Origin of the sequence: Planococcus liqunii, from assembly GCF_030413595.1 — a bacterium.
Classification (GTDB): Bacteria; Bacillota; Bacilli; order Bacillales_A; family Planococcaceae; genus Planococcus; species Planococcus liqunii.
In genome coordinates this window covers 3,230,218-3,251,920 of record NZ_CP129238.1, presented here as the reverse complement: position 1 = coordinate 3,251,920, position 21,703 = coordinate 3,230,218, and the positions used below count along the sequence as shown (strand labels likewise).

Sequence of the window (21,703 nt, the reverse complement as noted above, 5' to 3'; positions counted from 1 at the left end):
ATGAATTGGCCATTAGAGGCGTTTCTAAGTTTTTTGGCAGCTGGCGCCTTTGGCGTGATTTTCAATACACCGCGCCGCACTTTAATCAGCTGTGGGCTGGTCGGCATGACCGGCTGGCTGATTTACCGGAGTTACGAGCTTTTGCTGGGCGATCCTGTCCAGGCTACTTTTGCCGGGGCGTTCGGCGTGGCGCTTGTGGCGCATTTATTGGCGAAAAAGTTTCGGATGCCAATGATTATTTTCAGTGTTGCCGGCATCATTCCGCTCGTTCCGGGAAGCAAAGCGTATAATGCCATGCGAAATATTGTAGAAAATAATTACCTGGAAGCCATTAAATTCGCTTCTGAAGCCTTGATGATTTCAGGAGCTGTCGCGATGGGGCTTGTCTTTGCGGAAGTGCTGATGCAAGCGGTATTTAAGCAGCAAGCAAAACGGATACAACGAAAAATCGGTATGACCCCGGATTAATGCCAGGGCCATACCGATTTTAAATTAGTTCAACCACTTTTCCAGATCATGGGCTTCCATCGGGCGCCCGGAAATATAGCCTTGGATGATATCGCAGTCCATGACGCGAAGCAATTCAAGCTGTTCATTGGTTTCAACGCCTTCGGCGGTTACCTGGAAATCCAAGCTCTTGCCGAATTGGATCATGCCTTTGATCATTTTCTGCATTTTTTCCTGCTTTGTAATGGACTGGATGATGTCACGGTCGATCTTTAAACTTGAAATCGGGAGCAGGAGCATATAACGGAACGATGCATAGCCTGTGCCAAAATCGTCTAGCGAGAAAGAAATGCCGGCTTGGTGCAGCTGTTTCATCTGTTTGATGATGGATTGTTCCGCTTCTGCTTCCAAAGCGAATTTCTCGGTGATTTCAATTGTCAGCGAGTTTGCGACTCCTTCATTCAGTGCAAGCTGCTCCAGAAAAACTTTAGCCATGTCCTTATCCCGGAATTCCCGGATTGAAGAGTTGATGCTGACGTTCAAATCGATGCCGCGTGATTTCCATTCTTTCTGCTGAGCGCAGACTGTTTCAAGAACGAATTTGCCAATTTCATGAATCATGCCGCTTTCTTCAGCGATGGGAATCAGTTCATCCGGTGTCACAATGCCGATTTCCGAGTCTTCCCATCGCACGAGCGCTTCCACGCCCTCCACTTTGCCGGTGCTCAAATTGACTTGAGGCTGGTAAAGCAGGCGCAGGTTGCGGCGGTCCAGTGCATGGATCAGGCGCCGTTCAATAAGGGAAGTGCGGTTAAGGCGCTCGTGGTCATCGGAAGTAAGGGCGGAAATGGCGCTGCCGCCGCGTTCTTTCACTTTTTTGATTGTCGCATGCGAAGCTTTGATCAAATGGACAAACGATTGCTGGTCTTCCGGATACCGTGTAATCGCTCCGCTGACGGTCAATGGAATTGCGGTGCCGTGCATATAGATAGGATGCTGCTGCAAATAGTGAAGGAACCCTTCGATAAACCAATTGCTGAGCGGCGTCACCAATGCAAATTCATGCAGTCCTGCGCGGGTAATGATTGAGTCGGAGAAATACATCCGCAAACGTTTCGTGAATTCAACAAGAAGTTCGTTTTCCGTATCGGTATCCGATACATCCTGCAATGTGTAAAAACGGTCAATGTCCATGTATACAAAAGAGAAGTGCTTGCGTTCTTCAATGAATTCATTAACCACCTGCTCCAAACGGTGCCGGTTTTCAAGGCCCGTAATGGGATCGATAAAAGCGATGGCTTCTAGATGGTGCTGCGCCTTTTTGGAGGCTGTAATATCTTTCTCCAGGAAAATGTAATACGTGTCATCGCCTTTGACCTGCATGGGAATGGCGGTTAAATCCACCCAATAGACGTCGCCGTCTTTTTTCAATTTCTTGGCTTGCCCATTCCAGACTTTGCCGTTTTTCAGCGTCGCAGTCAGTGTTTCAACAAAATGAACATCTTCGCCGGCTTCGCCGAACATTTGCCAGATTGGTTTTCCGAGTATGCGTTTCGGTGTCCATTTGCTTAATTTCAAAAACAGGGGATTGGCATACGTAATCAGGAAGTCTTCATCAAAATACAAAAGCATGAACGAGTCGTCCAGTCCGTTTCGCAAGCTGTTCAATTCTCTGCTTGCTGAGCCTTCTTCATCCGCTTCATCCACTTCAAAAATGGACATGATAAACTGTTCGCCGTCTGCGGCAAACGATTTTGTGACGATTGTCGTATATGTATGCCCGCCGGTGCCTAAACCAACTTCCACGTCTTCAAACCGGACAGGTTCCTTGCTATGTAAAATCGTTTCCCAAGAATGTTTATAAAGTGCAGCTTTTTCAGGGTTCATATAAGGATAAAGTTGCCCTTTAATGGAACTGGATTCGACTTGGAAAACACGTTCTGCATGGCGGTTGCACCATACAACAAGCCCGTCTTTGTCCATAATGATAATGGGAAAAGGGATGTGGTTGAAAACGAGATTATTCGATAGTAGGTCTTGCAATTCACTCATTCCATAACGCTCCTTTTCCATAGTTTATCCCGCTTCAGCGGGCAATGCTCCGCTTCTTGAAACAGGAGAGCCTACGACCGCAAAAGGCCGGTTGGTCCATTTCACAGTCAGTTGAATAAAGAGAAATTTACCAACGGAATTTTCTCTTTATTTCCATTATAAAGAAGAAAAGGAATATAGTCATCCTTTTCAAAAAATTGTAAATAAAATTTTACATATATTCACTATGCTTATTTTATCAGCCGTGAGAGAATGGTGGAAGAAAAAAAGAAAATAATGAGAGAAATGAAAGAAGAGGGAATAAAAAATGAATAAAATTATCACTTTATTATTACTTTTGATGTTAGCTACACCACTTTCCGCACAAGCACATACGACCTTGACATCTTCTACACCAGCGGAAGGCGAAGTCCTGCAAGTGCAGCCGAAAGAAATTGAACTGGTTTTTGGCACCGTTATTGAAGAAGGAAGCTCCATGGTTTTGGAAGGCGCTGAACAAAATTATGACGTGGAAAATATTTCTATAAACGAAAATGTCATGACGGGATCGCTTACTGAAGAGCTTCCAAATGGCCAGTACATCATTGTCTGGAAAATCATTGGAGAAGACGGCCATCCAATTGAAGGGCAAGTGCCATTTGGCATAAAAGCGGAAGAGGTTGCCGAAGAGGAGTCTGCCGAAGAAGAGTCTGCTGAAAGTGAAACGCCTGAAGAAGAGCCGGCAGCAAACGAACAAGCAGAAAGCCCCGAAGCGAATGAATCCGTTGAAAGCAGCGAGGCGGGCAGCGGTCTATTGTCCACCATCCTTCTTATTGCGGCAGCTGTGCTAATAGGCTTTAGTTTGTACAAGCTGCTTAAGAAAAAAGCATGATTTTTTTTACGGCAATCTCGGATGTCTTGTTGTATCTGGCGTTTTCCTATATTATTGGTTGCATTGTTCTAAGCTTTGTTCCGGCGAACCGCAAACCGCTATTTCAGGATTCCAGAAAACTGCAGCTGATAAGTGTTGCGGGCATTGCGCTGTTTTCTTTGGCGCCTGTTATCGAATTGGTCGTATTTTTAAATAACGGCCAAGGCGTGTTCAGTACGTTTTTTCGGGTTTTGGTGGATTTTCGCATCGGAAATGGCTGGGTTCTCACATTGCTTTTTTGCATTTTGCTGGGTCTGACGGTTTTTTATAGCGGCTCCGTGCATATGCGCGCGTACTATACCGGCATCCTGGTTTTGATTGTCGGCTTTTTCAGCCACGTTTCCACCTTGAATTTATGGGCAGGGTTTTTTAGCCATTCTATTCATTTTCTTTCTATGTCGCTTTGGATTGGTGTCCTGCTGCATGTAGCCTGGTTGGCGCATGACGGCTCAAATTGGAAATCATTCACTGCCTGGTTTACTCCGTTCGCCATTGCCTGCCTAGCTGCCTTGTTTATCAGCGGCATCATCATTATGCTGTTTTTTGTAAATCCTGCAGACTATGCGAAATCATGGGTATTGCCTTATGGCCAACTGCTGCTGCTGAAGCATCTGACGATTATTCCGATACTGGCCGCAGCCTTGATCAATGGGTTTTTGAATAAAAAAGGCGTCTATGAACGTGTATGGCTGAAAGTTGAATTCTTGTTGATTTTGCTGGTCTTTGCTTTGACTGCTTTCATGAGCAAGCAAGCACCGCCTCATGATATCAATGACACTTTCCGTTCAGAAGGGATGGCGCCTTTCGTCGAATTGCTGAAAGGGCCTCAATACATACCGATAGACGGTGCGTGGGCTTTTTCTTTGAATGGCGCTTTGCTGATAGCCATCGGGCTGATGTGTCTGGGGCTGATGGTGCTGGGGTATAAAAAGCAATTGCCGCCTTGGCTGTCTCTTCTGTTCGGGCTTGTATTTGTAGGGGCGGTTTATGCCGGTTTAATGTTGAATACAGTTTTCTAAAACGATTGGAGCCATTCTACTAAACGTTAATGTTTTACGGTGAAAGGAGAGATTCGATGAATCGTGTCAAAGGGATAGCCATGATTATAAGCGGGGCGATGCTTTGGGGAGCGACGGGGCCGCTGATGCAGTGGTCGCTCGGCACCTTCGGATTTTCTCCGGAGTTTTTATCGACGGTTCGCCTGATACTTGCCGGCTTGCTGCTGCTCGGCTTTTTAAAGTTAAGAGGCGTGCAGGTCACATCCATTTTCAAAGGAAGGATCTGGGTTCGTCCGTTGCTGATTTTTGCCGTATTCGGCATGCTCGGCGTTCAATACACCTTTGTTTCGGCAATTGAAGCGAGTGATGCGGTCGTTGCCACTTTGCTCCAGTTTCTTGCGCCGGTTTACATTATTCTGTTTGTCTCGCTGCGCCAGAAAAAGTTCCCACCGGTTTACCAAATTACCGGCATGGCAGGAACCTTGATCGGCTTGTTTCTTTTGCTGACGAACGGCTCCTTGGACAAACTGGCCATCAGCGGGGAAGCTTTGTTTTGGGGACTTCTTGTCGGGCTGACTTTTATGTTTTACACCTTATATCCGGCACGGTTAATGCAGGAATGGGGCGTTATGCTCGTAGTCGGATGGTCGATGCTTTTTGGCGGTGCCTTTATGGGGCTGGTCAAGCCGATATTCCTTTCTTCAGAATGGACGAAGTTCCAGGATGTCCGTGCCATTTGGGCAATGATCGCCATTATCATCGTCGGTACGGTGGCGTTTGTGTTGTTTTTGAGCAGCATGCGCTTTATCTCGCCAGTGGAAACGAGCATTCTTTCTTCTGTTGAACCATTGACGGCCATGGTCATTTCTGTTTTTTGGTTCCAGCAATTGTTGGCGCCTCCGCAACTCGGCGGTGCGCTGATCATGCTGGTATTCGTCACGTGGCTGTCTCTTGCCGGCAATATAAAACCGAAGAAAAAGAAAGCAGGATATTCCGAAAGCAGCGCCTCTTAAGGTGCTGCTTTTTTCTTTTTTTCAGGGAATAAAACTGTCTGTTGTCAGAGAATTGTGGCATAATAGTCAACATAAAAGGTTCGTGTTTCGAAATTCTTAGGGGGTTTTTCCAGATGAAAACTGTCTTTTCCTACGCCAAGCCATATAAAGGGCTTATCATAATTGCATTATTCTTTATGCTTCTGGAACTGACGGTGGAGCTGTTTCAGCCACTCGTCATCTCAAAAATTATTGATGACGGAATCCTTGCCGGCAGCCAGGAACGGATCATCCAATATGGAATCGTATTGGTAGCCATGTCCGGAATTGCTTTTGTCGCTGGGATCATCAATTCCTATTATGCGGCCCACGTGTCGCAAAGCTTTTCTTTTGATTTGCGCAAAGCGGTGTATGGGCGCATCCAGTCTTTCTCGCTCGCCACATTCAACAAATTTCCGGCATCCGGCTTAATCACACGCTTAACGAGTGATGTCACGATGGTGCAGCAAGTGCTGTTCATGGGGCTGCGCATCATGCTCCGTGCGCCGCTGCTTGTTATCGGCAGCATGGCCATGGCGCTCGTTGTAAATGCTAAACTGGCGCTTTATTTGGTGATTGTTTTTCCGTTCTTATTGATTTTTTTATACGTTATGGTCAAAAAAGGCGTGTCCCATTTCAGTTTTGTCCAGTTGCGGCTTGATCGCTTAAATCGGATGATTCAGGAAAACTTGCAAGCGGTGCGTTTGATCAAAGCGTATTTACGGGGGAAATACGAATCCACTCGTTTCTCAGAAGTAGCAGGATCGCTGAAGATGGATACGGTCAAAGCGCTGCGTGTCATGGAAATTATCTTGCCGATTCTGCTGCTTGGCATGAACCTTTCGTTATTGGCAGTCATTTGGTTCGGCGCTTCGGAAATCCGTCAAGGCGGCGCCCAAATCGGGGAACTGGTAGCTATTATCAACTACGCCATGCGCATGACCGGTGCTTTTTCGATGTTTTCGTTTATCATCATGGCTTATGCCCGGGCGAAAGCTTCTTCCGAACGGATTGAAGAAGTGCTGGTGGCTGACGATGTCCGTGAAAAAGAAGAGGCGGGAGAAGAACAGGCAATCCGCCAGGGCGAAGTGGTATTTGAAAATGTCTCATTCGCTTACCCTGGGGCAGAAAGCCCGGTGCTGAAAAACATCTCGTTTGAAATGAAACCCAATGAAAAACTGGCGATCATGGGGGCAACCGGCTCCGGGAAATCTTCGCTGCTCCAGCTGATTCCCCGCTTCTATGATGCGACGGAAGGAACCGTCTATATCCACGGCCGTGATGTGAGAAATTGGTCTTTGCGGGCGCTCCGAAAAACGATTGGCATCGTTCCGCAGCAGTCTCTCCTCTTTACGGGAACGATCTCCGATAACTTGTCCTGGGGCAAGGAGCAGGCAAAACAGGAAGAACTGGCAGGGGCAGCAGCGAAAGCCCAAATTCACGGCACAGTGGAGCGGTTCCCAAAAGGCTATGCTACCCGGGTCGGCCAAAAAGGCGTTAACTTGTCGGGCGGGCAAAAGCAGCGCCTGTCCATCGCCCGGGCGCTTGTCCGGAAGCCGTCCATTCTGATTCTGGACGACAGTACAAGCGCGCTCGACGTGAAAACGGAAGCGGCGCTATGGCAAGAACTAGAACGCGAAAATGCCACCATGCTTGTGGTAACTCAGAAAATACGGACGGCTTTAAAAGCGGACCGCATTTTGCTGATGGAAGAAGGCCGGATTTCAGCGTACGGCACACACCAACAGCTGATGAGAACGTCAGAACTCTACCGGCAAATAGCGCTTTCGCAGCAAGAGGAAGAGGTGGATGAATATGTTTGATGCCATTCGACGGCCTTTTGGCTATGAACCGGTTATAAAAAAAGAAGATTTAGCGAAAGATGCCCCCAAAAAACAAGAGCGGGCAGAAAACTGGAAATCCACTTTGCTGCGGATCTGGAAGCTGGTTGATGAACACCGCATGCTGCTGGTCACCGTGCTGGTTATGGTGTTTATCAGTTCGGCGCTGGCTTTATTGGGGCCCTATTTGATCGGGTATATCATTGACCACTATATCGTACCCCAAACCTTTGAAGGGATGGGTCCGATTGTACTTTGGCTCATCCTTGTGTATATCGGCTATTCCTTAACGATGTACTTGCAGAACTACTGGATGATCGGCATTGCCCAGCAAGTGATTTACCGGATGCGTACCGGACTGTTCAAGCATTTGCAGCGGCTGCCGGTGTCATTCTTCGATAAGCGCCAGCACGGCGAGCTGATGAGCCGGATGACCAATGACATTGAGAACGTTTCAACGACATTGAACAGTTCGTTTATTCAAGTATTCTCCAGCGTCTTGACGCTGACTGGGACGATGATCGTCATGCTGATACTGAGCCCGTTATTGACGTTGCTGACACTGATCATCATTCCGCTGATGTTTATTGCCATGCAGTGGATTACGAAAAGAACTGGACGTTTATACAAGGAACAGCAGCAGGCCATCGGTGAATTGAACGGCTTGATCGAAGAAAGCATTTCCGGACAGAAAATCGTCAAAGCCTTCTCTCAGGAACCTCGTGTCATGGATGAGTTTTTGGTGAAAAGTGAGCGCCTCCAGAGAACCGGATTCTGGGCATGGACGTATTCGGGATTTATCCCGAAAGTCATGAACTTTTTGAACAACGGCAGCTTTGCGATTGTAGCAGGAGCCGGCGGGCTGCTGGCTTTGAACGGCGATATTTCCATTGGCGTTATTGTCATTTTCACGGAATATGCACGCCAGTTTACGCGTCCGCTCAATGACTTAGCCAACCAGTTCAATACCGTCCTTTCGGCGATTGCCGGAGCGGAGCGCGTGTTCTCCATCATGGGAGAAACCGAAGAAAAAGACGACGAAGTTCAAAATGCAGACAAAGAACTGCAGGGCTATGTCGAATTTGACGATGTCTCTTTTAAGTATGAAGGGGCAGAGGAAGACTGGACAATCCGCAATGTCAGCTTTAACGTCGGAATCGGCCAGACAGCGGCCCTTGTCGGTGCTACAGGCGCCGGAAAAACCACCATCATGCAATTGCTCGCCCGCTTCTATGACGCCAATGAAGGGGAAATACGCCTGGATGGCACACCGATTGCCGACATGCCGCGCGAAACGCTCCGCAAACAGATTGCTTTTGTGCTGCAGGATCCATTCCTGTTTGAGGCGACTGTTCGGGAAAACATTCGCTATGGCCGCTTGGATGCGACAGATGAGGAAATCATCGAAGCCGCTCAAAAAGCGAATGCCCATGATTTTATCGCCAAACTGCCGGATGGCTACGATACAGTCTTGAAAGGGGACGGGTCGATGATCAGCCAAGGCCAAAAGCAATTATTATCGATTGCCCGGGCATTGGTAGCCGATCCGGTCATCCTGCTGCTCGATGAAGCGACAAGCAGCATCGACACCGTGACCGAACTGAAAATCCAGGAAGCACTCGAACGGCTCATGGCCGGACGGACCAGTTTTGTCATTGCCCACCGCTTAAATACGGTGCGGCAAGCAGATCTCGTGCTGGTCATGGAAATGGGCGAACTCGTGGAATACGGTACCCAGCAAAAGCTGATTGACAGCGGCGGCATCTACGCCAATATGCTGGCGGATGCAAAATTATAAGAAGGAATGGAAAAGGCTGATCCGAAAATGGATCAGCCTTCAGACTGTAGACAAAGTTTAAATGAAATGAATCTACATGCATAAACCCAACCGGCCCGGCCACTTCGCTTTCCGTGGGCTCGGCCTCAGTCTCCTCGTCGCTGAAAACCTTGCTCCTGCGGGGCCTTCGACCTGAGCTGCTCCCACAGGAGTCTTCGTGGCCGGGCCGGTTGGAGCGTCTCTCTTTGATTAGAAAATGCATGCTCATCCGATTGAAGCTTAAACAGACAGTTCAAGAAGAAAAGCGATACCTCTAGATAATCTTCATGTTAAGGATCCGAAGTGAAAGCCGGCGACTCCAGCGGGGCAGCGTAGCAACGAAGTGCCGAAATCCACTCGGGACGTACGTTCCAAGTTAGTTCGGTGTGAGCCCGCGGAACGCGTCCGGCTGTAAAGGAGGATCCGGCATGTCTGGTTGGATGTTCATTCATCTCTCAAGCTTAAACATTCTTTTGTCTACATGCGAAAGGCTGATCCGAAATGGATCAGCCTTTCTTTCATTAATGCAATTGCATGCGTGTTTTTGGCTTGAATCGCCCAAGCAGGATTTCGCCAAGCGGAATGGTTTTGGGAATGGCGATTGACAGCATAATCGGAATCAGTAAACCAAGCGCCGTATAAGTGAACAAATTGAATGGCAGGAAATCCTCAACCAGGAAACCGATAAAGATATGCAGGTACATGATCGAGATTGAATGCTCTTCAATTTTCACCAGCCACGGGAAAGTGATTTTGGCAGCAAGCAGTTGAAAAAAGCCGACCACGAGCAGCGTAAAGGCAAGCGGAATGACCAAGTCGAGCAGGAAATGGTCGTAGCGCAGAAACTTCATGCTCAAGTGATAATCGATCCAGCCGGCACGGTCAGCCGATACAGCAGCAAGTGCAATGGCTGCCGCCGCCGCAATGGCGTATTTCGGAATGCTCATCCAGAAGGACTTCAAGTAATAGCCGATAGCGTAGTAGACAACGGCCAGCAGTGCAACGTCCAGATTCCAAAGCATGGGAATCTGCATAGAAGCTGCATCCGGCTCACTTGCCAGGCTCATCGCAAATTTTCCTTCGAGCTGGGCTAGGATGTAGCAGCCGGCCAAAATCATCAATTGGATAGAACGCTTAAAGCGCGTGATCCATAAAAACAATAGGTAAGTTGCAAACATCACGGTGACAAACCAGAAAACCCCGTGTTCACCGCGGAGAAAACGGCCGCCGGCAGCCAGTTCAATCAAGTCCTGTCTCAGGAACGCCGCGGTAAATGTGCCTTCGCCGATTGCCATACCGTATTTAATGGACGTCAGCAACAATAAAAAGAATATGTATGGGACCAATAATTGCATAAAGCGTTTTTGGATAGCCGGTTTCAGTTGCTGATTTTCAGTGATCGGCTTAAAGAACAAGCCGCTCAACAAAAAGAACGCCGGCATGTGGAACCAGTAGATGTACTTAACGAGCGGAAATTCTGTGGGCATCGGCCCCGAAAAATGGCCGATAACAACCAAAATCATTAAAAAGCCTTTTGTAATATCCACCCAAGTTAAACGTTGTTTTGCCAAGACGATGACCTCCGAATTTAAAACTAACCAATTTAGTATATCCCAACCTTAAGCCGTATAAACGGTTGATACAGAACGGTAAAAAAACGGTCAATTCTGTCATCATATGTTAGGATGAAAATAATACTAGAAAGGTTGGTGGAATATGAATATTTCCCTGTCTATTGAATCATTTCCGCTGGATTCACAAACAATTAGCGATATGAAAAAATTACTGGCTCTATTTCAGAAAGATTACAGCGTAGTGCTCCAAGAACCGGTGTGGGATCAGCCCCATAGCCGCGGGTTTGCCGTTGTCGCATATAGTGATGACGGGGAATTGATCGGATTTGCAACTTCCGTTGACATCATCGGCCTTCATCATTACGAATGGTCGGCAGTTGTCCATCCGGATTACCGCAGGCAGTCCATTGGATCTGCACTTGCTGAAGGCATTCATCACGGGCACTCGCAGCGCGAAGCCGAGAGCGAATTGGCAGCTTTTATTGAAGATAAGGAAGCGGCAGGGTTTCTTGCGAGTTTGGGCTATAGCGAAGACTTCAAGGAAATCCAGCTGGGCGTAGAGTCTTTGGAAACCGTGGATTTACCTGAAGGCGTATCGGTAACGCAGTTTAACGAAGAACGGGAAGAACTGGAGTCACTTTTGCGGGCAGCTTTTGACGAAGAAGTAATCCCGGTGATTACGCATAACTTGGAAGAAGCGGGAAGAGATGTCTGGCTGATGAAAAAAGAAGGAAAACTAGTGGCGACAGCAACCTTGGTGGCAGAAGAAGATGCGCTCTGGGTAACTGCATTTGCCGTCCATCCTGAAGAACAGGGAAAAGGATACGGCCAGGCCTTTTTGGCATGGAGCCGGAATCTGGCGCATCAAAAAGGCAAACAGCAAGTGCTGCTTGATGTCGAAACGGATAACAATGCGTTAAACGTCTACGAAAAAGCAGGTTTTCAGCCCATCAATACCATCGCTTATTGGAAACGGGTTTAATCCATCCAACAAAAAAACCATCTGCTGAGGCAGATGGCAAGTGGCGGAATCAGTTTCCTTTGCCTTTAAATTCTTTTTCCGTGCCGTCGGAGAACCGGACGTCTATTTCAATCGTTTTGTAGCCTGCTTCAATGCCAAAACCGCCTACCACTGATTCGATGGCTTCTTCATCAGTCATATCCGAAGTTAAATCAAGGGTCTGGAAAACCGGTTCAATTTCATCCATAGCTTCATCTCCGGCTAAATTCTGATTCTCTAATTTGTTTTCGTAACTGGCTTCTATATTGTCACGGTCTTCTTCATAACTGATATCAATGGCGTCATCCTGGTCGGGATAATCCACATCTACGCTAAACTCGGTAAAGCCGAATGTATCGCCGCCAATGCTTTCTTCATCGGTTCCGCCGCCAGGGGAGGCATCTCCTGAACCGGGTGCCGGATCCGTTTGAGATTCGTTGCCGACAGGTTCGTTTACTTCATCGCTTTCGCCGCAGGCTGACAGGGCGAGTGTGGAAGAAAGCAGCAATGCTGTCAGGACAGATGTTTTCTTGAAGGTCATAGAAGTCATCCTTTCACAATTAAATTAGTTAAATTCTGTATTCCCGAATTCCCTATTTTTAATCGTTGCATGGAGCTGAGCGGAGATAGAAAAAGATGAGCCCGAATGGAGCGGTGATCATGAAAGATTACACCAACGGCCAAAACATTGCAGCAGCTTCTGAAAAAGGAATCCATACAGATTTCGAGGGAAATATGACATACGGAGAGTATTTGCAGCTGGACAAGTTGCTCTCTGCCCAAATTCCGGTAAGCGGCCAGCATGACGAAACTTTGTTCATCATTATTCATCAGGTCTCTGAATTGTGGATGAAGCTGATTTTGCACGAATTGCAATCTGCGATCGACTGCATCAAAAGGGATGATTTGCAGCCGGCGTTTAAGCAATTAGCCAGGGTTTCAAGAATCCAGTCTCAGATTATTCAAGGGTGGGACGTGCTGGCAACCATGACTCCGACCGATTATTTGAAGTTCCGGAACGCCCTTGGAAATGCGAGCGGCTTTCAATCTTATCAATACCGCATGATTGAGTTCGCTTTAGGGTATAAAACAAAACATGTACTAAAAATTTATGAAAAAGAAAAAGAGCTCCACCAGCAGCTTCTTTCAGCATTCCGAAAGCCCGGCCTTTATGATGCCGCTATTCAAAAGCTGGCCAGAAGCGGCTTTGGGATAGATCCGGAACTGCTGGACCGGGACATTACAACGGTTTACGAAAGCAATGACAGTGTTAAGCAAGCATGGAAAGCCGTTTATCAGGATACGGAGTCTTACTGGGAGCTGTATCAGTTGGCAGAAAAACTTGTGGATATTGAAGACAGCCTGCAGCAATGGCGATTCCGCCATATGAAAACCGTTGAGCGCATTATTGGCTTCAGGCAGGGAACCGGAGGCTCATCAGGCGTCCATTATTTGAAAAAAGTGCTGGACCATTACTTTTTCCCGGAACTTTGGGAACTGCGGACAGAGATTTAGGAGGATAAGACATGAAGATTTATGCACACAGAGGGTGTTCAGGGACCTACCCGGAAAATACATTGGCTGCTTTTCGGGCAGCCGCAAAGTTGCCGATCGACGGCGTCGAAATAGATGTTCAATTGACGAAGGACGGCAAAATGGTCGTTATCCACGATGAAAAAATCAACCGGACAACGGACGGGAAAGGCTATGTCAAAGACAAAATGCTCGATGAACTGCAAAGTTACGACTGCGGTTCCTGGTTTTCAGATGAATGGAGCGGGGAACGCATTCCTACTCTTGACGAAGTCATGGACGTATTTCAAGACACCCCACACCGATTGAATATTGAAATCAAATCGGATATTTTCCCATACGATGGATTAGTGGATAAAGTCATCAACCTGGCGACGAAAAAAGGAATGCTGGACCGGTTGCTTATTTCCTCCTTCAATCACGAGGATGTCCAGAAAGTTTGCCTGGAAACGGATTTAGACTCTGCTATTATCACGTCTCAAATTTATGTGGATATTTACGATTACGCCCGCGTCATCGGAACGAATCGCCTTCACGTTTCATTGCCTTCAGCTTTTCGGAAAATGACGACGAATGCATTGCAGAAAGGGGCGATTGTCTATGTCTGGACAGTCAATAGCCTCGACTATGCCCAGGAACTCCAGAAAATCGGCGTGCACGGCATTTTCACCGATTATCCCGAGAGAATGCTGAATGAACTAAAATAAAAAGAGGCGCAATGGTGCTGCACCCAAAAAGCCGGAGTTGAAAAACTCACTTTGCGGGAGAGCTGCCATTGTGCCTCTTTTACCATTTTGCGTAATGTTCTTCAATTGACCCGAGCACTTCAAGGATTTTTACTTTTTTTCCGTCCGGATAACGGACATAGCCGTTATAATAGCCAAACAGCTGATGGACTTCGGACTTTACCAATTTCATATCACTGATGGAAACGCGTTCGAAAAACGGTGTGAACGTTAATTTAACATCATCGGAGAATTTCGTATGAATCAGCCATGGTTCCTTATAATTTTCCCGATTGTAATGAAACAGCACGTCTTCATGAATTTTAGTCATTTTCCCGTTGACGAAAAATGCATTTTCCGTCATGCCGGTGCCGTCTGTCCATTTGCCGCCGAAATTAAGTCCGATTGATCGCCCAAGCGAGCGCTGCGAGGCCATCGCCCAGTTCCAGGAAGATTCCCGCGGCCAGACGCCGCGTCCATAGTCCAGGACTGCAAAACTGTATTCAGGTTCGAATTCAAATTGCTGATTGCCGATTCTTACCGTCCCTGAAGCAGGCAATGACAAGTGTTTTCCAGTAAATTGAAATGTTTGCCGGTTCCAGGGAATGACAACGTTTAGCGAATCATACGTTTCAGGATGCTGGATATCGAAAGAAGCATGAAGCGCTTCGCCGTCAAAATCTGCTACATTTACTTGGAGATGTGTCTTATGCTGCTGGTAATCAATTTGGATGGCCATATCACCGTGAAAGAAATGGCAAGCGTCAAGTACTTTATCGGACAATTTCAGCTGGCGGGTAAAAGGTACGACAATGGTTTTTTCATGAAACCGCTGCGTTTCGTAGTTTAACAGATAAACGAAGCAGACCGTCGCGTAATCCAAGTGGCTTATGGTCGCAGAAAACAAAATTTCCTCACCAAAAACACACCAGTAATTCCACTTTTTCTTTCTCATGAAATTGCCGCGCAGATTGCTGACAACGAAGGGTTGGCGTGCATATCCAATAGCGCCCGGATTTAATTGGCCTTTTGCATCACAAAGCATTACGTGTTCTGTAAGTTCCCGTTCTACATGCTGCATTAAATCCACCTCGCTCATCACTCTACTTCTATTTTATCAGAACAACTGCTTGTAAAATTTGTATTAGAAATTGGGGAAAGGGGATAGCCTATTCCCCTGATTCTTTAATGCTGTTACTTTACGGGCCTTCTCCACATCAGTGCAATGGTCCCTTCGCCGGCATGGACGGCAAGCGAAGAACTTAAATCACCAATCTGGACTTCAGCTTGCGGATTAAACTTCAAGATTTCCTGCTTAAAGCTTTCGGCTTCAGCGTGCACATTTCCATGCATGACCTGGAATGTATCGATTCCAAATTTTTCGTGATCCGCTTTGGCGTGGTCGATTAAATACTGTACCGCTTTTTTATGAGAGCGCACTTTGTCGATCGGCACCAACTCTCCTTCAGCACTAAGTTGGACGATCGGTTTTACTTTTAGAAGGCTTCCTAAATAATATTGGGCACCGCTCATGCGACCGCCTTTATACAATTGCGATAAATTGCCGATTAAAATGTAATTCCGGAAATTTTTTGTTTCCAGTTCGAGCTGTGCGGCGATATCTTCTGCTTCCATGCCGCCTGCAGCAAGTGTCATGCCCCGTTCAATCAGACCGGACAAACCATAGGACAATGCCAAAGAATCGACAGCAAAAACTTTAAAGCCGGTCATTTCCGCTCCTGCAGTTGATGAAGCAATCGTGCCGCTTAGTTTGGCCGACGCGTGGACGGCAATGGCACATTCATACTCTTCCTGCAGTTTTTCATACAGCTCCGCAAATTTGCCGGCAGCGGGCTGAGAAGTCTTGGGGAAATCGGTCGCCTTTTTGATGCGTTCGTACAGCTGAGAATTGCTTAGATCTACGCCATCAATAAATTCTTCCGTGCCAAAATGGATGTTGAGCGGCACAATATAAACATCTGGATGAGCTTTAAATTCTTCCGTAACGTATCCAGTCGTGTCCATTACCCATGCTATTGGTTTTTTCATTTTAGCCATCCTATCATAAAATTATTTTGAATAATTAAACTATAACACGTATAGAGACCCTTCGATAGACAAATGGGTGCAGAAAAAAGGCACATCTTCCCGCAGGTGTAAAATCTTTAGCCATTTTCTAGCCCTTATGGTTTCGAAAAACGGTTTTGAAATGATTCCTGGATATCTGCCTGATGTTTAATGAGAATCAGGATAACGGCTAAACCAAGCGGCCAGTAATCCATCCAGCCTTCATTGAAGGCTAAGGCACAGAAAAATGCTGCGTAGCTGATCAACATGGTCAATGTCGCACTTTTCAGGACAGGGAAGAAAAGGGCGAAAGCCAGGAACATAACCAGAAAAAAGAACGGTGTTAATGACAAGCTGACGCCAATAAACGTTGCAATGCCTTTGCCTCCGCGCCCTTTTAGCCAAAGCGGAAAAAGATGTCCGCAAATTACGGAAAGGCCGCCAACCGCAACTACCCATTCTTCGAATCCGGCTAAATGGCCGATCGCCACGACAACCGACCCTTTAGCCGCATCCCCTAAAAATGTCAGGACAAATGCCGATTTGCCGATAACGGCTCCGGCATTCCGGGCGCCGAGGTTGCCGCTCCGTTCTTTTCGCAAATCGATTCCTTTCCATTTGCCAATCCACCACGCTGTCAAAATATTACCGATTATATAAGCCGCAATCCAATAAATGACCATGCTACGCCTCCAGGGAAAATGCTGTTGAGTTTATTTAACCAGTTTCCCCGCCAGAAAGAAACCCTATGCACCGTTCGAATCCACCGGAGCTAAATGGATAAGCGAGTTGAATCTTTGCAAAGCGGGTATAGCAAGGAGAAAAAGGAGCGTGTACTGATGGAGGATCTGACACAGGAAAAATATTTGGCTGCAGGCATCCCGCCCCAATCCCAGTCGAGGAAGCCTGGTCTGGAAAAAGTAATGGATCCCCAGCCGGTTTTTGATTTGAAGAGCCGCAAAGGAAGCGGCAAGCTGGCCGGCAAAGTGGCAGTGGTTACAGGCGGAGACAGCGGCATTGGCAAAGCGGCGGCTATCGGATTTGCAAAAGAAGGAGCGCATGTGGCGATCATTTACTACGATGAGCATATCGATGCCGAGGCGACGAAGCATTTGATTGAAGAGCAAGATGTCCGCTGTACGCTTCATGCAGGCGATATATCAGATGAAGTGTTTTGCCGAAAAGCGATTGAAGACGTCATCGAACTTCATGGCCAGCTCGATATTCTGGTCAATAACGCTGCATGGGCCAACCGTCAGGAAAGCATCTTGGATATTTCGGCAGAACAATTGCAAAAAACTTTCGCCACCAATATTTTTTCGATGTTTTATTTAACGAAAGCGGCGCTGCCGCATTTAAAAGTGGGCAGTTCCATTATCAACACGTCTTCAATTGATGCGTATGCAGGCCAAACCGGACAGGTGGACTATTCCACGACAAAAGGCGCCATTGTCGCATTTACGCGTGCCATGGCGAAGGAACTTGCACCCGATGGTGTCCGGGTGAACGGCATTGCTCCAGGCCCAATCTGGACGCCGCTCGTCGCATCAAGCCATTCAGAAAAAGAAGTGGCGGAATTCGGCAAGTCCACGCCGCTTGGCCGGCCCGGACAGCCGGTGGATTTAACCGGAAGCTTTGTGCTATTGGCTTCTACTGACGGCGCCTATATGACAGGGCAATTCCTTCACGTCAACGGAGGGGCTTACATGTCTTCGTAAATGGCCAGCCTGGATAACCATAAAGAAAAGGCCTTTCCGGCTATCGGAAAGGCCTTTCTCCATTGATTATAAGTTTGCTGCTTCGAACAGGTAATCGCTGATGACGCGGAGCCCTTTGTCGAAGTTTTCCAAGTGGAAATGTTCGTTCGGGGCATGGAAGTTCTCAGACGACAAGCCAAAGCCCATCAACACAACCGGCAAGCCAAGCACTTGGTCGAATACAGCGACAATCGGCACCGAACCGCCCATGCGGGTAAAAGCAGTTTTGACATTGTAGACTTTTTCGTACGAACGCCCGGCAGCTTGAATGGCTGGATGGTCGTAAGGCGTCAGGAACGGCTGGCCTTTGTCAAAGTCAGAGATTTCGACAGTAACGCCTGCTGGTTTATTCGCTTCAACATGTGCGCGGAGCTTCGCGACAATATCGTCAGGATCCTGATCCGGCACTAAGCGGCACGTGATTTTCGCGCTGGCTTCTGCGGGCAATACGGTTTTGATGCCTTCCCCGGAAAAGCCGCCGGTGATGCCGTTGATTTCGAGTGTCGGGCGGATCCATGTACGTTCAACAAATGAATAGCCTTTCTCGCCGAAATCATCTGTGATGCCCAAGTCCTGTTTTTCTTTTTCAAGATTAAATTCCAGAGCCGCAAATTCAGCGCGCTCTTCGTCCGATACTTCCAGTACATCTTCGTAAAAGCCTTCTACTTGGATGACGCCTTCTTTATCGCGGAACGATTGGAGAATCTCAACGATGGCATGTAGCGGGTTCTGCACAGCACCGCCGTAGAGTCCGGAATGCAAATCGCCTTTTGGCCCTTTCACGTCAATCTGGATGCCGGCAAGGCCGCGCAGTCCGTAGCAAACTGCCGGACGTCCTGGCCCTTGCATGCCTGTATCGGAAATAACAATCAAATCAGCCTTCAGTTGTTCTTTGTTTTGTTCAACGTATTTTGGCAGTGTGGGGCTGCCGATTTCTTCTTCGCCTTCAACGATGAATTTGATGTTCACAGGAAGCTCGCCGTTCAATTGAAGCAAAGCTTCAACCGCTTTTACATGCATAAAGGTCTGCCCTTTATCATCGCTCGCTCCGCGTGCATACAATTTGTTGTCGCGGACTTGCGGATCAAAAGGAGGAGTCTCCCAAAGGTTCAGTGGATCGACCGGCTGAACGTCGTAATGGCCATAAACCAATACAGTCGGTTTGCCTTCGGCATGAAGCCAGTCGGCGTAAACAACAGGATGCCCTTCAGTTTCAAACACTTTCGCATTTTCCAGACCCGCTTTTTCCATGGCATCGCGCAGCCATTCGGCGCCTTTTCGAACATCATCTTTATGTTCGGACAATGAGCTGATGGAAGGGATCCGCAAGAATGCTTTCAATTCTTCTAAATGTTCTTCCCGGTGGTTCTTGAAATATTCGTCTATCATTTGTGCATTCATTATATCCCTCAATTCCTATTTTTTAATTATGGAAAAATTATAACATAGGAGCTATGTGTTTCGACAATTGGAAAATCGCTATGGTATAATCTTTCATACGGAAAGAGCTCGTAAAAAATTGTGTTTTATACACTGGAGGAACTAAATTTGTTTATTGCACTGGGAATTTGTTTATTCATGTCGTTTTTCTTCTCCGGAAGCGAAACGGCATTAACGGCTGTTAATAGGATGAAGGTCCATCTTCGCGCAGAACAAGGCGATGCAAAATCGCAACGTGTACAGAAGTTAATCGCGAAGCCGGACCGAATGATCACGACGATTTTAATCGGGAACAACATTGTAAACATCTTAATGCCGACTTTAGTAACGACGATCGCCCTCACAAGAGGCTGGGAAGTCGGGGTGGCAACCGCTGTACTGACAGTGGTCATCATCATTTTTGGCGAAGTGCTGCCAAAAACAATTGCGGCAACTTTTGCTGACCGCATTGTCTACGTGGTGGCTCCGGCCATCAGTTTTTTTGTAGTTATCTTAAAACCGCTTACATGGCTGCTGTCGCAGTTTACGAATATCTTTATCCGCATCATTTCCAAAGGAACAGTAAAAGAAGCGACATTGACGAAGGAAGAACTTCGTTCGATGGTGGATATCGCTTCTACTGAAGGAACATTCGAGGAAGAAGAATCAGAGCGGATTAAAGGCATACTGGATTTTCCGAACAAAGATGTATCGGATGTTATGTCCACCCACCGTACCGATACGGTAGGGATTGCCATCGACTCCAATTACGAGGAAGTAAGGGATTTGATCCTGGACTCTTCTTATACACGCTATCCGGTTTACGAGGAAAGCCTGGATAATATTGTCGGCTTGTTTTACTCGAAAAAATTGATTGAGTGGTCGATGAACCCGAATTTGACCATTGAAGAGTTGATGGATGACAATCCGCTTTTCGTCGTCCAATCAGTAAGCGTCGAGAAAGTCTTTAAAATGATGTTGTCGAAGAAAAAACACATGGCAGTCATTTTGGATGAGTACGGCGGTACGCTTGGCATTGTCACACAGGAAGACATTATCGAAGAAATGATTGGCCAGGATATCGAAGACGAGACGGATGTAGAAGAGGACGAGCTTGTCTTTGAGATGACGGATACACAATTGTCCTGCCACGGCCGCCTGGAAATCGAAGACGTCAATGACATGTTCAAAGTGGAAGTGCCGAACGACCATGATACGATTGCGGGCTTTGTCATGCAGCAATTGGGGCATGTGCCGGATGAAGGCGAAGAATTCACCTACGAGAATCTCCATGTTAAAGTGAACGAAATGGACCGCAACCGGATTATCCGCTTGACCATTACGAAACTGACAGAAGAAGAAATGATGGCAGACCCTGTATAATGCAGGGTTTTCTTTTTGTTTTTTTCGCTTTGTAACTTGCCGATCGTGAGCAGGCGCTTCCGCTTTTCTTGTTGTCCAGCTGCAGCGCCTAGCTCCTCGAGACGTTTCAGGCTGGTCTGCTGAAAACAGAAGAGCATGCAGCCAGTTTATCTAAACCCTGCTCCTGCAGCACTTTGTGCTTCGTCGCAAAGATACGGACCAAACTTCTTTTGGTCCATATCTTGCTTGTCGGGGCTAACCGGTCGCCTACGCTTTTCTTATTGTCCAGCTGCAGCGGCCAGATTCTCGGGGTCATAAGCCACCCCGGCTGTGCAGCTGGAAAGATGCCGCTTCCGCTTTTCTTGTTGTCTAGCTCCGGCGACCAGCCCCTCGAGACGCTTCAGACTTGCCTGCGATGGCAAAGTGCGACATCACCTGCAAGTCTTCCAGCGCTTGTCGGGGCTAACCGGTCGCCTACGCTTTTCTAGATTACAACTTTGTAAGTTTAATGAAAGTGAAAGCGATAGAGCGTAAGTTTCGGATAGGGCACAATAAGGTTAATAAGAAAAACGGACGGAGGCACGATCATGGAAAGTTTATATGCAGAATACAACCGCTATATTTATCATCTATGTTTGAAATTGACCCGCAATAAAGCTGAAGCGGAGGACTTGATGCAGGAAGTTTGGCTGAAAGTTGTGCGTTATGAGTCGTCGATTCAGGAAGTGGATCATTTGAAAGCATGGTTGACGACAATCTGTATGAACACTTTCCGTGACCGCTACCGCAAAAATGTACGCCGCAGCAAGCATGTAGCTTACCAGCCGGAAGGCTTGGATGTATCCCTTCTTGATTTGATCCCTTCTGACGAAGCCGGGGTATCTGAAATTTTGGAGCAGCAGGACGTTTCGGTGATGATCCGCCACAAAATTTCGGAGCTGGATTCGATTTACCGTACGACGATTCTTTATTTCTACGTTCACCAGTTGTCGTTGATTGAAATTGCGGAAGCGATGAAAGTATCGATCGGCACCGTGAAATCCCGTTTGTTCCGGGGCAAGCAACGCTTAAAAGACATGCTGCTTGAAGATGCCCGCACACGCGAATATGTTCAAATCGCTTAATTTCATAAAATCTACCCCACCAGCTGAGCGTTCGGCTGGTTTTTTAT

Annotated in this window: 19 protein-coding genes; 12 read left to right on the top strand and 7 right to left on the bottom strand. The window is 47.2% G+C overall.

The genetic code is table 11. The annotated features are described in order from the left end of the window. Entirely contained in the window at positions 1–468 is a 468-nt protein-coding gene (locus QWY22_RS16050) for a threonine/serine exporter family protein (protein WP_300981827.1), read from the top strand. 24 nt (positions 469–492) lie between these two features. On the opposite strand, the gene QWY22_RS16045 is transcribed toward QWY22_RS16050, so the two are convergent. Then, a complete protein-coding gene (locus QWY22_RS16045) occupies positions 493–2,499 on the bottom strand; it encodes a bifunctional diguanylate cyclase/phosphodiesterase (protein ID WP_300981826.1) in 2,007 nt (668 codons plus the stop codon). Positions 2,500–2,806: 307 nt separating this feature from the next. On the opposite strand from QWY22_RS16045, the gene QWY22_RS16040 reads away from it, so the two are divergent. From QWY22_RS16040 to QWY22_RS16020, 5 genes are all read left to right on the top strand, one after another. After that, the gene (locus QWY22_RS16040; RefSeq protein ID WP_300981825.1) at positions 2,807–3,370 is read left to right on the top strand and encodes a copper resistance CopC family protein; all 564 of its coding nucleotides are present in this window, start codon (positions 2,807–2,809) and stop codon (positions 3,368–3,370) included. Then, a complete protein-coding gene (locus tag QWY22_RS16035) occupies positions 3,367–4,428 on the top strand; it encodes a CopD family protein (RefSeq protein ID WP_300981824.1) in 1,062 nt (353 codons plus the stop codon). Before QWY22_RS16040 ends, QWY22_RS16035 begins: the two co-directional genes overlap by 4 nt. A gap of 56 nt (positions 4,429–4,484) precedes the next feature. Next, positions 4,485–5,420, top strand: coding sequence for a DMT family transporter (locus QWY22_RS16030; RefSeq protein ID WP_300981823.1), 936 nt, complete (start codon positions 4,485–4,487; stop codon positions 5,418–5,420). Positions 5,421–5,533: 113 nt separating this feature from the next. After that, positions 5,534–7,261, top strand: a complete 1,728-nt coding sequence (locus QWY22_RS16025) for an ABC transporter ATP-binding protein (protein ID WP_300981822.1) — start codon at positions 5,534–5,536, stop codon at positions 7,259–7,261. Continuing rightward, complete coding sequence (locus QWY22_RS16020) at positions 7,254–9,077, top strand: ABC transporter ATP-binding protein (RefSeq protein WP_300984414.1); 1,824 nt, start codon at positions 7,254–7,256, stop codon at positions 9,075–9,077. Before QWY22_RS16025 ends, QWY22_RS16020 begins: the two co-directional genes overlap by 8 nt. Before the next feature lie 539 nt (positions 9,078–9,616). Here QWY22_RS16020 and QWY22_RS16015 read toward each other — a convergent pair. Continuing rightward, positions 9,617–10,666, bottom strand: coding sequence for an acyltransferase family protein (locus QWY22_RS16015; protein ID WP_300981821.1), 1,050 nt, complete (start codon positions 10,664–10,666; stop codon positions 9,617–9,619). A 145-nt stretch (positions 10,667–10,811) separates the two neighbouring features. On the opposite strand from QWY22_RS16015, the gene QWY22_RS16010 reads away from it, so the two are divergent. After that, positions 10,812–11,651: a GNAT family N-acetyltransferase gene (locus QWY22_RS16010; RefSeq protein ID WP_300981820.1), complete on the top strand. Its 840-nt coding sequence runs from the start codon at positions 10,812–10,814 to the stop codon at positions 11,649–11,651. Between the two features lie 49 nt (positions 11,652–11,700). Here QWY22_RS16010 and QWY22_RS16005 read toward each other — a convergent pair whose 3' ends face one another. Beyond that, positions 11,701–12,210 carry a YusW family protein gene (locus tag QWY22_RS16005; RefSeq protein ID WP_300981819.1) on the bottom strand — a complete coding sequence of 170 codons (510 nt, stop codon included), beginning with the start codon at positions 12,208–12,210 and terminating at the stop codon, positions 11,701–11,703. Between the two features lie 119 nt (positions 12,211–12,329). Here QWY22_RS16005 and kynA point away from each other — a divergent pair, with 119 nt between their 5' ends. Both kynA and QWY22_RS15995 read left to right on the top strand, forming a co-directional pair. Further along, on the top strand, positions 12,330–13,184 hold the full coding sequence (gene kynA / locus QWY22_RS16000; protein WP_300984413.1) for a tryptophan 2,3-dioxygenase: 855 nt from the start codon (positions 12,330–12,332) through the stop codon (positions 13,182–13,184). An 11-nt stretch (positions 13,185–13,195) separates the two neighbouring features. Next, positions 13,196–13,909 (top strand): glycerophosphodiester phosphodiesterase family protein, encoded by a 714-nt coding sequence (locus tag QWY22_RS15995; RefSeq protein WP_300981817.1) that lies wholly within the window; start codon positions 13,196–13,198, stop codon positions 13,907–13,909. A 79-nt stretch (positions 13,910–13,988) separates the two neighbouring features. Here QWY22_RS15995 and QWY22_RS15990 read toward each other — a convergent pair whose 3' ends face one another. From QWY22_RS15990 to QWY22_RS15980, 3 genes are all read right to left on the bottom strand, one after another. Next, on the bottom strand, positions 13,989–15,008 hold the full coding sequence (locus tag QWY22_RS15990) for a DUF2804 domain-containing protein (RefSeq protein WP_367281312.1): 1,020 nt from the start codon (positions 15,006–15,008) through the stop codon (positions 13,989–13,991). Positions 15,009–15,121: 113 nt separating this feature from the next. After that, positions 15,122–15,976 (bottom strand): DegV family protein, encoded by an 855-nt coding sequence (locus QWY22_RS15985; protein ID WP_300981814.1) that lies wholly within the window; start codon positions 15,974–15,976, stop codon positions 15,122–15,124. 134 nt (positions 15,977–16,110) lie between these two features. After that, complete coding sequence (locus tag QWY22_RS15980; protein WP_300981813.1) at positions 16,111–16,677, bottom strand: glycerol-3-phosphate acyltransferase; 567 nt, start codon at positions 16,675–16,677, stop codon at positions 16,111–16,113. Positions 16,678–16,833: 156 nt separating this feature from the next. On the opposite strand from QWY22_RS15980, the gene QWY22_RS15975 reads away from it, so the two are divergent. Further along, positions 16,834–17,712, top strand: coding sequence for an SDR family oxidoreductase (locus QWY22_RS15975; RefSeq protein WP_300981811.1), 879 nt, complete (start codon positions 16,834–16,836; stop codon positions 17,710–17,712). Positions 17,713–17,778: 66 nt separating this feature from the next. Here the strand turns inward: QWY22_RS15975 and QWY22_RS15970 are convergent, their stop codons facing one another. Then, entirely contained in the window at positions 17,779–19,155 is a 1,377-nt protein-coding gene (locus tag QWY22_RS15970; protein WP_300984412.1) for a dipeptidase, read from the bottom strand. Between the two features lie 144 nt (positions 19,156–19,299). Between QWY22_RS15970 and QWY22_RS15965 the strand changes: the two genes are divergently transcribed. Continuing rightward, a complete protein-coding gene (locus QWY22_RS15965) occupies positions 19,300–20,553 on the top strand; it encodes a CNNM domain-containing protein (RefSeq protein ID WP_300981809.1) in 1,254 nt (417 codons plus the stop codon). 566 nt (positions 20,554–21,119) lie between these two features. Then, positions 21,120–21,656: an RNA polymerase sigma factor gene (locus tag QWY22_RS15960; RefSeq protein WP_036803003.1), complete on the top strand. Its 537-nt coding sequence runs from the start codon at positions 21,120–21,122 to the stop codon at positions 21,654–21,656. Positions 21,657–21,703: the final 47 nt, after the last annotated feature.